This is a genomic window from Staphylococcus sp. FSL K6-3157 (assembly GCF_038005145.1).
Classification (GTDB): domain Bacteria; phylum Bacillota; class Bacilli; order Staphylococcales; family Staphylococcaceae; genus Staphylococcus; species Staphylococcus equorum.
In genome coordinates this window covers 2,555,378-2,567,884 of sequence record NZ_JBBOSM010000001.1, presented here as the reverse complement: position 1 = coordinate 2,567,884, position 12,507 = coordinate 2,555,378, and the positions used below count along the sequence as shown (strand labels likewise).

Here is a 12,507-nt window from a genome sequence, read left to right as displayed (position 1 = left end):
GGAAGACATACACGTTTTAGAACACTTATCGCTACTGTTGTCACAAATCTAACCTTTTTACATATAATTTGGGAAATGAATGTGAAACAGCCAATTTGGGCAACATTAGTTAAAAGTTGAAGAAGGGCTTCTTCTCGTATTGCAAGTTCACTCATAGATCCTGAAACTAAGTTAGTTTAGGACTTTTTTTGTACACAAAATGAGGAGGTTTTCGAGTGGATTTGTTGAAACAGAAAGTAGAAGCAGATGGTGTCGTTATTGATGAGAAGATTTTGAAAGTGGACGGATTTTTAAATCATCAAATCGATGCAAGGTTAATGTACGATGTAGGACAAACGTTTTATGAGCAGTTTAAGGACGAAGGTATTACTAAGATATTAACAATAGAGGCTTCAGGTATTGCACCAGCTATCATGGCTGCAATGCACTTTGATGTACCGTGTCTATTTGCGAAAAAAGCAGTGCCGAGTACATTAAAGAAAGATGTATATCAAGCAGATATCCATTCATTCACAAAAAACACGACAAGTACGGTCATTGTTTCAAATGAGTTTTTAGGTGAGCATGATCGCGTGTTAATCATAGATGACTTTTTAGCGAACGGCGATGCATCACTTGGTTTAAACGAAATTGTAGAAAAAGCGCACGCGACTACGGTCGGTGTTGGCATTGTAGTAGAGAAAAGCTTCCAACCCGGTAGAGAGCGATTAGAACAAGCGGGTCTTACGGTTTCATCACTATGTAAAGTTGCTTCTTTAAGTGGAAACAAAGTAACGTTTCTAGGGGACGAAGCATGAAGACCTTTTTCTTAAGTTTACAACATTTATTAGCAATGTATGCAGGAGCCATCTTAGTTCCTATTATTGTTGGAACAAGTTTAGACTTCTCTCCAGAAGAGATTGCATTCTTAGTTACAGTAGATATTTTTATGTGTGGTGTGGCTACATTTTTACAAGTTTGGAAAGGTACTGGTACAGGATTACCTATTGTATTGGGGTGTACATTCACTGCAGTTGCACCAATGATTTTGATTGGTCAGACAAAAGGTATTGGTGACTTATATGGTTCACTATTTTTATCAGGTATCCTAGTTGTTGTTATTGCACCATTCTTTTCGCATTTAGTGAAGTTATTCCCACCTGTTGTAACAGGTAGTGTAGTTACGATAATAGGGATTAACCTTATGCCAGTTGCAATGAATTATTTAGCTGGTGGAGAAGACGCAAAAGATTATGGTGATGCTACGAATATTATGCTTGGTGCAGCGACGTTAATTATTATTTTGATCGTTCAACGATTTACATCAGGTTTTCTAAAATCTATTGCTATTTTAATAGGATTGGTTGCAGGGACGATTTTAGCTTCGATATTTGGTATTGTAGATGTGAAGCAAGTTGGAACAGCGCATTGGTTTGCGTTACCGCAGCCATTTAGGTTTTCAACTTTCAGCTTTGACTTAGGTGCGACGCTTGTATTTTTCATCGTTGCATTAGTCAGCTTGATAGAATCAACAGGTGTGTATCATGCATTAAGTGAGATTACAGGTAAGAAACTAGAACGTAAAGATTTCCGTAAAGGCTATACTGCAGAAGGTATTGCGATTATATTAGGGTCAATTTTTAACGCCTTCCCATATACAGCGTATTCGCAAAATGTTGGTTTAGTATCGTTATCAGGTGCTAAAAAGAACAATGTGATATATGGCATGGTTATATTATTGATCATTTGCGGATGTATTCCTAAATTAGGTGCATTGGCGAATATGATCCCACTTCCAGTATTAGGTGGTGCCATGATAGCTATGTTTGGCATGGTTATGGCATATGGTGTTAGTATATTAGGTAATATTAATTTTAAGAATCAAAACAATTTGTTAGTAATTGCTGTATCAGTTGGGCTAGGAACGGGTATAAGTGCAGTACCTCAAGCATTTGAAGCATTGGGTGAGCAGTTTGCATGGTTAACTCAAAATGGTATTGTACTTGGCGCGATTTCAGCAATTATTTTGAATTTCTTTTTTAATGGAATAAAGAGTCAACAAAATACGGAAGTTATGAAATAATAACTATAAAACAAATAATAGGAGGCTATACCAGTATGTGGGAAAATAAGTTTGAAAAAGAATCTTTAACTTTTGACGATGTGTTGTTGTTACCAGCAGAATCAGATGTTTTACCGAAAGAAGTAGATTTAAGTGTTCAATTATCAGAAGGCATTAAATTGAATATTCCTGTGATTTCAGCGGGTATGGACACAGTAACTGAATCGAAAATGGCGATTTCAATGGCGAGACAAGGCGGACTTGGCGTAATTCATAAAAACATGAACATTGAAGATCAAGCAGACGAAGTTCAAAAAGTAAAACGCTCTGAAAATGGTGTTATTTCAAATCCATTTTTCTTAACACCTGGAGAAAGTGTTTTTGAAGCGGAAGCATTGATGGGTAAATATCGTATCTCAGGCGTACCAATTGTTAATAGTAAAGAAGATAGACAATTTGTAGGTATTATTACAAACCGTGATTTACGTTTTATTGAAGATTTTTCAATTAAAATTTCTGATGTGATGACTAAAGATGGACTAGTTACAGCACCTGTTGGCACAACATTAGATGAAGCTGAAAAATTATTACAAAAACATAAAATCGAAAAACTACCTCTAGTAAAAGAAGGACGTTTAGAAGGTTTAATCACAATTAAAGATATTGAAAAAGTACTTGAATTCCCATATTCAGCTAAAGATGCACACGGTAGATTATTAGTTGGTGCGGCAATTGGTATTGCTAAAGACACAGACATCCGTGCTAAAAAATTAGTTGAAGCTGGGGTAGATGCGTTAGTAATCGACACAGCACATGGCCATTCTAAAGGCGTGTTAGACCAAGTTGCGCATATTAAAGAGCAATTCCCACAAGTAACATTAATCGCTGGTAATGTAGCTACTACTGCAGGTACAAAGGCGTTATATGATGCAGGTGCAGATGTAGTTAAAGTAGGTATTGGCCCAGGTTCAATTTGTACAACACGTGTTGTAGCAGGTGTTGGTGTACCTCAAATTACAGCTATCTATGATTGTGCTACAGAAGCACGTAGACAAGGCAAATCAATTATTGCAGATGGTGGTATTAAATTCTCTGGTGACATCATCAAAGCATTAGCTGCTGGTGGACATGCGGTAATGTTAGGAAGCTTACTCGCTGGTACTGAAGAAAGTCCTGGCGCAACAGAAGTATTCCAAGGTAGACAATATAAAGTATACAGAGGTATGGGTTCATTAGGTGCTATGGAAAGTGGTTCCAATGACCGTTATTTCCAAGAGGACAAAACACCTAAGAAATTCGTTCCAGAAGGTATTGAAGGCCGTATTGCTTATAAAGGTTCATTACAAGATACAATTTATCAACTTATGGGCGGCGTAAGATCTGGTATGGGTTATACTGGTTCAAGAAACTTAGAAGCACTAAGAGAAGAAGCACAGTTTACACGTATGGGGCCTGCTGGACTAGCAGAAAGTCACCCACATGATGTTCAAATTACAAAAGAATCACCAAATTATTCATTCTAAGTCAAAGGAGATTTAAAAGTTATGGAAATGGCGAAAGAGCAAGAGCTCATACTTGTTTTAGACTTTGGTAGCCAATATAACCAATTAATTACACGTCGTATTCGTGAAATGGGAGTGTACAGTGAATTACACGACCATGAAATGAGTATGGATGAAATTAAAAGTTTAAACCCTAAAGGTATTATCCTTTCTGGTGGACCAAATTCAGTTTACGAAGAAGATTCATTTACAATTGATCCAGAAATATATAATTTAGGTATTCCTATTTTAGGTATTTGCTATGGTATGCAACTTACAACTAAATTATTAGGTGGAAAAGTTGAGCGCGCTAATGAACGCGAATATGGTAAAGCAGTTATTAATGCTAAAACTGATGAATTATTCTTTGGTTTACCAGAAGAACAAAATGTTTGGATGAGTCATTCGGACAAAGTAATTGAAATTCCTGAAGGTTTTGAAGTTATTGCAGATAGCCCAAGTACAAGCTATGCAGCTATCGAAGATAAAGAGCGCCGTATCTATGGCGTACAATTCCACCCAGAAGTACGTCATACAGAATTCGGTAATGATTTATTACGTAACTTTGTACGTCGCGTCTGTGATTGTACAGGCCAATGGTCAATGGAAAACTTTATCGATATTGAAATTGAAAAAATCCGCAACCTCGTTGGCGATCGTAAAGTCCTTTCTGCAATGAGCGGTGGGGTAGATTCATCAGTAGTTTCAGTATTACTACACAAAGCAATCGGTGACCAATTAACATGTATCTTCGTAGACCATGGTCTTTTACGTAAAGGTGAAGGCGACATGGTAATGGAACAATTTGGTGAAGGTTTCAATATGAACATTATTCGTGTGGACGCACAAGAACGTTTCATGAGTAAACTAAAAGGTGTATCTGACCCAGAACAAAAACGTAAAATCATTGGTAATGAATTTATCTATGTATTTGATGACGAATCGTCTAAGCTAGAAGGCGTAGACTTCCTAGCTCAAGGTACATTGTATACGGATGTTATTGAATCAGGTACGAAAACTGCACAAACAATTAAATCACACCATAACGTTGGTGGATTACCAGAAGATATGGAATTCCAATTAATCGAACCAATCAATACATTGTTTAAAGACGAAGTACGGGAATTAGGTATCGAATTAGGAATTCCAGAACATTTAGTATGGAGACAACCATTCCCAGGTCCTGGACTTGGTATTCGTGTACTTGGAGAAATCACAGAAGATAAACTAGAAATTGTACGTGAATCTGATGCGATTTTAAGACAAGTTGTACGTGAAGAAGGTCTTGAACGTGAGATTTGGCAATACTTCACGGTATTACCAGGCATCCAATCTGTAGGTGTTATGGGAGACTACCGCACGTATGATCACACAGTAGGTATTCGTGCTGTAACTTCTATTGATGGCATGACAAGTGACTTCGCACGCATTGACTGGGAAGTCTTACAAAAGATTTCAAGTCGTATTGTAAACGAAGTAGACCACGTTAACCGCGTCGTCTATGACATTACATCTAAGCCACCAAGCACAATTGAGTGGGAATAATATATAGAATGATGCACCCCCTTAGGCCATAGGCTTAAGGGGGGGGTTTTGTAATTTTCCGAGATAGATAATTTTAATAAACAGGGATGAAACAAAATACTAGAAATGTTTATGTATATATATTTTAAATTGACGCCTATATTTATAAGTCTAGTATTTAAAAGTAAAATAGCTAACAGAATATATTTAGGTGGGGTTATAGATTTAATAAGTGTGGTGGTAATTCTATTCCCAGACTTAAACCAACTTACAAGTGAGTTTATAATAGGCATAATAATGGCTTTAATAGGTACTATAATCACATCTATTGGAGATGTATTATCTTTATACAATAGTAATAATAATACTAATCCTGTTTTAGCAAATACTATAGGTATGTTATCGGCAGTCCTATTTTTAGTTATTTATACTGGGTTTAAAAGCTATTCATATACGTTGCCACAAGAGCCGAATTTTTGGTTCGGGTTATTATACTTAGCTATATTTGCTTCATTTTTAGCGTGGCTATTCTATTTAAAATTGATCAGTAATATTGGAGCATCTGAAAGTGGGTATATGGTTGCGATGTTTCCAGTAATAGGAGGAGGCGCAAGTGTCCTTATGGGAGAGACTCAAATCAATTTAAACCTAATTGTGGGCATAGTTCTCGCTTGTTTTGGTGCATATTTAGCATTAAAGAAAAAAGAGATTGTCTGATTTAGATAATTCCAAAAGCAACAAAAGGGTGACTGTTATTAGAGTCGCCCTTTCAAAGGAAGAGTGTTTTAATTTATTTTTGATTTTTAAAATACATTAACGTTATGACTATAGAGTATACAAATAGGAATATTATGATAAACATCGCCATACTAAAACCTCATTTCGTTCATCTACAAATATAGTTTGTCGCGCCTATACAACCTAATGAAGTAATTAAGCCACATATTGTTGCTATACCAAAGCCACCCAAACCTGTGGTAATACCTAAAGCAACAGCAACTGCCCAACAACCTCCAGCACCACCAGTTCCACAAAGTGATCCTACTGCCCATTCACACCAACCTCGTTCTTTGTGAGGTAAATTTTTATAAGAGTCAGCTTCAATTTCTTTCTTAGAAGAAACTTTGAAATTTTCATTATACAATTTACCGTCTTTGCCGAGATTAAAATTATAGTATGGTTTGTTATTTAAAACTCCTTGTAAATTAACAAACTGGTTACCATTATGTTTTACAAATTTTGTGTACATTGAGTGGGCATAGAAAACTTTTCCGTTGGCTTCATTATATTTCAGTTCAACCATCGCTAAGTTATTATTTTGTTTAGCAAGATTTTTACCAAAGATATAATTGATAGAGTACACATTTGTGTTCTCGCCTTTGTTTAGGTGAACGATTACATTTTCATCATTTATAGAGTCAATAGAAGTTGAAGTGGCATACTCTTTATACTCTTTGGAAGTTTTAATTATATTAATTATTTTTTTCTTAGTTTTAGTGCTGACATTACTTTTAGGCTTATGGACTCCTTCGCTGGCTGCGTGTGCTTGTTGAAAAAATGGAATAATGCTAAAAGAAATTACTAATACTAGCGATAAAAATGAAAATAAAAATTTTCTCAAAATAATTAACTCCTTTACGCTCTTACTCCATTATATTATATCATAAAATTATCATAGAAATTATTTCTTGTATCATTTTTTTTATATAAATTATTTGACTTCATATTGTTCGTTTTTTACAATGTGTGACTATTAGTAAGTGGCAACAAAGATTTAAAAAATTCATTGCATTCTAGTTTTATAAACAGTTTTCTTGTATTAATCATAGTACCCGGTTTGTCTTCATCAATGAATATACCATCATTAATCATTCTTATTCTTTTTCTCAAATCCACAAAATATACATATGAAAAAGGCAACAAATACTGATGGTACAAATAGTGATACTACTAAAAGTGGTGTAGACATGAGTAAATAGTTATAATCATATTTATATTTACCAAAATTCATACATATCTTCCATTCCGTTTATTCTGCTTGTTTCGTCTTTTATAATTTATGTAGGCATTAATATCTAACGTTAGCAATGATGTGAAAAATATTAATGCGATTATAGATGTAACTATATAAGCTGTATTATCTTTAGTTATTATGGTGTATATTGCAAATACAATAAACATTAAAGGTATTGGAAAAAGCTTTGAAAATATTGTCCTAACATCTTTAATATTTGATTGAGAATCGTTATATTTCATGAAATCCCTCCTATGTAATCAGTACTATTATTTCTCATAATTACCCATAGTAGTGCCATCTTTCTTAACATGTTTACTGTTTGCGCTTAGTAATAATATCGTATTACAAACAAATACAATTGCTAATACGATTAAAGCTGTTGATCCACCTATATTGGTGAAATTCAATATGAATAGGATGATCATAAGCGCAATGTTAATTGTGCTGTGTATAAACAGAGACTTGCTCATTTTAATTTCCCCTTAAGTTAATTGGTTTCTAAAAATTTTTAAAGACTATTAGATGTTCACTTACTATTTTAATTTCTGGTGATTATTATAAATTAGAAACTTTCGTGTCACTATAAAGTATGCCGACGCCACAGCCGCTATAACCCATTTGGTAATCGAATTTAATAATCTCGATATATGGATTTTCTGTTAAAAATTCATTCACTTTTTTATTTAATCCTTTTTCTGTCATTGAAGTAAAATTTATGAATTTCATAATTGCATCAATCCTTTTTTATATTATGTATTCTTATTTTATTACTCACCAGTAGTGTATTTTTTCCTAACAACTAAATAATTTATGACAATTAATATAAAAGTTGCAGCTAAAAATATAATTTCAGGATAGTTCATGAAAAGGCTGCTTTTGGTATCCCAAAAACCAAAAAGTCGAAATATAAGTATGAGTACTAAAATATAAACTAGCCAAACGCAAGTTCTAGCTAAAATTTCAATGAATATTTTATTTTGTCTTTTGTTATATCGGCTATTGTTCTTGTTATTATCCACAGCTTCACTTGGTAAATACTTGCTTGTTATCACTGTCCAAATTGATGAAAATATCAAAATAGCAATGAAGAATAAAAGTAATTTCAAAATAAACTCTCCTCATTTATTAATCGACAATATAAGTATAATCCATTTTGTATTGCTTATAAATATATTATCAATAAAAATATAAATGGTGAAAAATTTTATGTTAGTGTATTGTTAAAAGAAATTAATATCAAGGAGATGTATAGATGAAGAAAAAAGAGGATCTAGACACGGGTTTTATGATTTCTAGTTTTATAAATATCTTTCTCGTATTAATCATAGCTTTCGGTTCATCTTCATTAAGTATGCCATTATTAATTATATTAGTGATAATCACCATGCTAAATGCAGGTTACCTCGTTTATAAAGCTATGAGCATAAGAAAAAAGCACAATAATTAAGCTTACATATTATTATAAAAAAGGAGGTATATTTATGATCGTCACAATCTTCATTATAGTCTTGCTCGTTAATTTTCTAGAAGCATTGTATTTATTAACAAAGTGCTGGCATTTAAAGAAAAATAATGCGCCAGATAAAGAATATAAAAAAATGATTGATAAAGTAGCACCCATATTGAGTTGGACGATGATTATTTCGGTAATATTGTTAGTGGGCACATTTCTAGTTGGTTAGCTGAATTATAAATTTTATTTATAAGGTTTTATATGATGTAATTTATGATATAAATGTTAAAATGGATGTCCTTATACAAGTGTTTGTATAAGGACATTCTCAAGCTAAGGAGATTTATTAATATTGAACAAAGTGATAGATTATTTCACTAAAGCACTTTATTTTTGTTTAAACCTCTGTATTGCAATATTAGGAGTTATTTTAGTCGTATTTTTATTTCAAGAATGTTGGGGTATGATTTATACCTTTATAGAAAATAAAAATGTGAAGTATAATTATGTCGTAGAGAAAATGTTGATTGCTTTCATGCATATCGAATTCATACTTTTAATCATACAATATTTCAGAAAGAATTATCATTTCTCATTACAATTTTTTATTTACGTAGGTATTACGGCAGTGATTCGATTTATTATTGTAGAGCATTATAATGCAATTGAAACATTGCTTCTTGCAGTGACAATTGGTGTATTAATATTTTGCTTACACTTATTGAAACGCTATTCATTAGATTAAAAGTTAAGACGCAGGTTTTGTGACTGAAATACTAATAAGCATTTAGAATGTAAAAAAGGAGATTTATAATTGAAAAATAAGGTAAAAAGCACATTAAGTAAATATGTAAAAAACGGTAAATTAGAGCAAGGTTTGTATAAAATAAGTGATAAACTTAAAAAGAAAACAGGAAAAGATTACTCAAAATATGTAAGTAAAATAATGGATCAATTACGTAAAAGAGTATAATATAATCTAAAAATAGAGTCATTTGAAACAATGGAGCACACTTGCTAGAGTATCTTCATTGTTTTATGTAGTGAATTTATGTTCTAAACGGCCATGTAATTAGTGGTCATATTAATGAGAGGCATAGTGTACGCAGGTTTAACTGAAAATAAAATGAGTCGAGCAACACAATATATTCGTATCAAAGATTAAAAATTAAAATTAAATTAGAAATAGGGGTGTACAAAATGAGTATAACTCGTTATAATAGGTATTAAGTAATTTAGTTCGTGAAATTGATTTGTAGTTTTATTCTTTTGAATTTACTCCTTTTGATTTTTTAAGACAGATTACAAATATTAGTGCAAAAGCACATGGAGGAATTTAATATGAATAACGGTACAGTTAAATGGTTTAATGCAGAAAAAGGTTTTGGTTTCATCGAGGTTGAAGGTGGAAACGATGTATTCGTACACTTCTCAGCAATCACTCAAGAAGGCTACAAATCATTAGAAGAAGGCCAAGCTGTTGAATTCGAAATCGTTGAAGGCGACCGCGGTCCTCAAGCAGCTAACGTTGTTAAATTATAATAACGGCTAAAAGACGAGTATAACTCGTCTTTTTTTTATGCCTAAATTTAAATTTCAAAATGAATAATGAAAGTATAAAACGTAAAACTCTTTAATCTAATACAATAAAGACACCTTCATATATTAAAATGAATTTTGAACTGACCCCAAATTGTGCGAACAAAATAAAAACACTTTCGTTGAATTCATACTAAAATGAATTTATACGGAGGTGTTTTTCTATGAAAAGAGTTACTTATTCATTCGAAACCAAAAACAAAGTGGTTGAGATGAAAATGGAAGTAAAAGTAGACTTTTTAAAAGAAAGGTGAAAAACCTCGAACCCATAGCATATATTTAATTCAGAATACAGATACCTATGAGATTGTAGCATTAAGATATTGCTTACGTACATACGAAGCAATTGCACATGAATACAGTGAATTAAAAGAAAAGTTAGCACAAAATTTTCGCTATAATATAGATGGATATTGTGAAGGAAAAGATATTTTAACATAGTATTTGAATTAATAAGAGAGAATGAAAGCGTAGTTTGTAAAAATATTTAAATACCCTTGGTTTCAGATTATTACTCTGAGACAAGGGTATTTGTTGTGAATTTTTGAAAAATAGTAGTGTACAAAATTAATCCTACATAGTGAAATCAGAAATGTATAAAGCAATTCGAATATTTAATGAATGCATCGGATCTTCAATATTTACACCAATCAAGTTACTACATTTATTAATTCTATATTTAACAGTATTACGGTGAATATATATTTTTTCAGCAGTTTTTGTTATATCACATTGGTTATCCATATAGACTTGTAAAGTTTGTTTCAGTTCTACATCCTTTTTGGTTTTAGGATAGCTTAGTGGTCCTAAAGTATGTTTTATAAAGGGCTGTAATTTCTCTTTAGGTATTAATTGTAAAAGTTCTTTTATATCTTTTGAATGATAGTAAGAAATGAACTCCTGTTTGTCTTTTAGTAAACCATTTTCAAATGCTTCATTTGCTTCGAAAAATGAGGAGGATATCTGCGTGAACTCTGTAACTTCATTGCCTATACCAAAGGAAATACTTCCTTCAAAATGATTACCGTAGCTATTTTGAATTCGCACAAGATAGTCAGAATAATAGTCATGTCGGTTTTGTAGTAAAATAGCAAAGCGATTTGTACTTGGTATTTTGTAAATACTAATATAATCATCTAGCCCAGTAAACATATGTTTTAGCCAGTGAAATGTTAGTTGATATCGTTCATTGAGATAATAACTATTTTCTAAACTATCCGGTGTATCAATGTCACAAATGATAATTTGATAATAATCAGATTTAAAAATATTATAACGTTTGAGCAATTCGGCATGTCTTTTAATAGAGAGCGTTTGATCATTTTGGTTATTAACTAAAGATTCAAAAAAGCGATTAATATCATTTTGCTCTGCTTCTTCAATTTTTGTATTTTTGTACAATGCGAAACTCAATACACTGACGACTTGTTCAATTGTCAATAAGCTGAAAGGATACGACAATTTATTGACTTGTGAGACCATTAAATAGTAAGGGAAATACGTGTAACCCAAAACTTTAAAGATGACATGATCTTTATTTTCAAAAACTTGTTTATTTTTATCATAAACAGATGACTGCTGATAATGATTAAGGAAATAACCAATATGTTCGTTAGTTAACTTTTTATTTTGATCATAATGATGACTTAACGCATCAGGTGCTTTGAAAGGATCAAAAAGTATAATAGGTACGCCTAGTAGCTTGCTCATACGTTGAATCATTGTATTGATGCTATAACCTTTGATGAGTAGTTGATTTAGCTCTTGTTGGATGCGTAAAGCATAGTTTAGTTTTCCGGTTTCTGAGTCTGAAATATAAGAAGAAATTTGGTACGTAATTTCACCTAAATTCCAACTTTCTGGAATTTCTATTAATGGAAAACCTAATTTATCAGCAAAGGCTATAACATCTTTATCAATTTCATATAAAAACCTAGAGACTTTTATACCAAGACCTGCCGTATTTATATCATGTAAATCTTTAATTAATCTTTTTAAATTTGTTTGATTCTCTTGAAATAAAACACCAGTTGTGAGTATAAAAGAGTTTTGAGATGTGAAATGCTTAATGTCATTATTTTCAGTAATATCTAAATTTGAAACTTCTGATGACAAATCCCCGTTTTTGTTAATCAGTTCTAATCCCTTAAACTGAGGAACGGACAAAATTTCGTTTAGTGTAGTCATGTTTGAATCCTCCGTTTCCATCTTCTTATATAATTAGGAATATTATTGTTTCTGTCAATATATATACTTATATAATAGTATAAATCCTATAAAAAATAATGTTATATAAAAATTATTATACACATGTTTTGTTCGAAATATATAA

General features: G+C 32.1%; 15 protein-coding genes and 1 pseudogene. 10 read left to right on the top strand and 6 right to left on the bottom strand.

Translation table 11 applies throughout. From position 1 onward, the window contains the following. The first annotated feature begins 215 nt into the window (after positions 1–215). The 5 genes from xpt to MHB47_RS12405 all read left to right on the top strand — a co-directional run bounded on the left by xpt (position 216) and on the right by MHB47_RS12405 (position 5,823). Entirely contained in the window at positions 216–797 is a 582-nt protein-coding gene (gene xpt, locus MHB47_RS12425) for a xanthine phosphoribosyltransferase (RefSeq protein ID WP_002506048.1), read from the top strand. Beyond that, the gene (pbuX, locus tag MHB47_RS12420) at positions 794–2,062 is read left to right on the top strand and encodes a xanthine permease PbuX (RefSeq protein ID WP_002506047.1); all 1,269 of its coding nucleotides are present in this window, start codon (positions 794–796) and stop codon (positions 2,060–2,062) included. Before xpt ends, pbuX begins: the two co-directional genes overlap by 4 nt. Positions 2,063–2,097: 35 nt before the next feature. Beyond that, the gene (guaB, locus tag MHB47_RS12415) at positions 2,098–3,564 is read left to right on the top strand and encodes an IMP dehydrogenase (RefSeq protein WP_340756991.1); all 1,467 of its coding nucleotides are present in this window, start codon (positions 2,098–2,100) and stop codon (positions 3,562–3,564) included. Positions 3,565–3,585: 21 nt separating this feature from the next. After that, positions 3,586–5,127 carry a glutamine-hydrolyzing GMP synthase gene (guaA, locus tag MHB47_RS12410; protein WP_002506045.1) on the top strand — a complete coding sequence of 514 codons (1,542 nt, stop codon included), beginning with the start codon at positions 3,586–3,588 and terminating at the stop codon, positions 5,125–5,127. Positions 5,128–5,256: 129 nt separating this feature from the next. Continuing rightward, a complete protein-coding gene (locus MHB47_RS12405; RefSeq protein WP_340756989.1) occupies positions 5,257–5,823 on the top strand; it encodes a DMT family transporter in 567 nt (188 codons plus the stop codon). 169 nt (positions 5,824–5,992) lie between these two features. Here MHB47_RS12405 and MHB47_RS12400 read toward each other — a convergent pair whose 3' ends face one another. The 5 genes from MHB47_RS12400 to MHB47_RS12380 form a co-directional block, all read right to left on the bottom strand. Beyond that, positions 5,993–6,727 (bottom strand): halocin C8 precursor-like protein, encoded by a 735-nt coding sequence (locus MHB47_RS12400; protein ID WP_340756987.1) that lies wholly within the window; start codon positions 6,725–6,727, stop codon positions 5,993–5,995. Positions 6,728–6,970: 243 nt separating this feature from the next. Further along, positions 6,971–7,117, bottom strand: coding sequence for a hypothetical protein (locus MHB47_RS12395; RefSeq protein ID WP_340756985.1), 147 nt, complete (start codon positions 7,115–7,117; stop codon positions 6,971–6,973). 272 nt (positions 7,118–7,389) lie between these two features. Then, the gene (locus tag MHB47_RS12390; RefSeq protein ID WP_340756983.1) at positions 7,390–7,593 is read right to left on the bottom strand and encodes a hypothetical protein; all 204 of its coding nucleotides are present in this window, start codon (positions 7,591–7,593) and stop codon (positions 7,390–7,392) included. Positions 7,594–7,678: 85 nt separating this feature from the next. Continuing rightward, a complete protein-coding gene (locus MHB47_RS12385; protein ID WP_021339655.1) occupies positions 7,679–7,849 on the bottom strand; it encodes a hypothetical protein in 171 nt (56 codons plus the stop codon). Positions 7,850–7,890: 41 nt separating this feature from the next. Further along, complete coding sequence (locus MHB47_RS12380; protein WP_340756981.1) at positions 7,891–8,229, bottom strand: hypothetical protein; 339 nt, start codon at positions 8,227–8,229, stop codon at positions 7,891–7,893. 375 nt (positions 8,230–8,604) lie between these two features. Here MHB47_RS12380 and MHB47_RS12375 point away from each other — a divergent pair, with 375 nt between their 5' ends. The 5 genes and pseudogenes from MHB47_RS12375 to MHB47_RS13490 all read left to right on the top strand — a co-directional run. Further along, positions 8,605–8,805, top strand: coding sequence for a hypothetical protein (locus MHB47_RS12375; RefSeq protein ID WP_340756979.1), 201 nt, complete (start codon positions 8,605–8,607; stop codon positions 8,803–8,805). A gap of 132 nt (positions 8,806–8,937) precedes the next feature. Continuing rightward, entirely contained in the window at positions 8,938–9,321 is a 384-nt protein-coding gene (locus MHB47_RS12370) for a phosphate-starvation-inducible PsiE family protein (RefSeq protein ID WP_230456613.1), read from the top strand. A 69-nt stretch (positions 9,322–9,390) separates the two neighbouring features. Beyond that, positions 9,391–9,549 (top strand): hypothetical protein, encoded by a 159-nt coding sequence (locus MHB47_RS12365; RefSeq protein WP_340756977.1) that lies wholly within the window; start codon positions 9,391–9,393, stop codon positions 9,547–9,549. A 368-nt stretch (positions 9,550–9,917) separates the two neighbouring features. Further along, entirely contained in the window at positions 9,918–10,118 is a 201-nt protein-coding gene (gene cspD / locus MHB47_RS12360) for a cold-shock protein CspD (protein WP_002506017.1), read from the top strand. Positions 10,119–10,439: 321 nt separating this feature from the next. Continuing rightward, a pseudogene (locus MHB47_RS13490) lies at positions 10,440–10,616 on the top strand (GrpB family protein); the annotation flags it as partial. A 132-nt stretch (positions 10,617–10,748) separates the two neighbouring features. Here MHB47_RS13490 and MHB47_RS12355 read toward each other — a convergent pair. Beyond that, positions 10,749–12,362: a PucR family transcriptional regulator gene (locus MHB47_RS12355; protein ID WP_340756975.1), complete on the bottom strand. Its 1,614-nt coding sequence runs from the start codon at positions 12,360–12,362 to the stop codon at positions 10,749–10,751. Between the last annotated feature and the right edge of the window lie 145 nt (positions 12,363–12,507).

Coding starts and splice junctions, on each gene's coding strand:
- MHB47_RS12390 (WP_340756983.1), bottom strand. CDS start 7,593: ATGAGCAAGTCTCTGTTTATACACAGCACAATTAACATTGCGCTTATG.
- guaB (WP_340756991.1), top strand. CDS start 2,098: ATGTGGGAAAATAAGTTTGAAAAAGAATCTTTAACTTTTGACGATGTG.
- cspD (WP_002506017.1), top strand. CDS start 9,918: ATGAATAACGGTACAGTTAAATGGTTTAATGCAGAAAAAGGTTTTGGT.
- MHB47_RS12385 (WP_021339655.1), bottom strand. CDS start 7,849: ATGAAATTCATAAATTTTACTTCAATGACAGAAAAAGGATTAAATAAA.
- pbuX (WP_002506047.1), top strand. CDS start 794: ATGAAGACCTTTTTCTTAAGTTTACAACATTTATTAGCAATGTATGCA.
- MHB47_RS12355 (WP_340756975.1), bottom strand. CDS start 12,362: ATGACTACACTAAACGAAATTTTGTCCGTTCCTCAGTTTAAGGGATTA.
- MHB47_RS12395 (WP_340756985.1), bottom strand. CDS start 7,117: ATGAATTTTGGTAAATATAAATATGATTATAACTATTTACTCATGTCT.
- MHB47_RS12375 (WP_340756979.1), top strand. CDS start 8,605: ATGATCGTCACAATCTTCATTATAGTCTTGCTCGTTAATTTTCTAGAA.
- guaA (WP_002506045.1), top strand. CDS start 3,586: ATGGAAATGGCGAAAGAGCAAGAGCTCATACTTGTTTTAGACTTTGGT.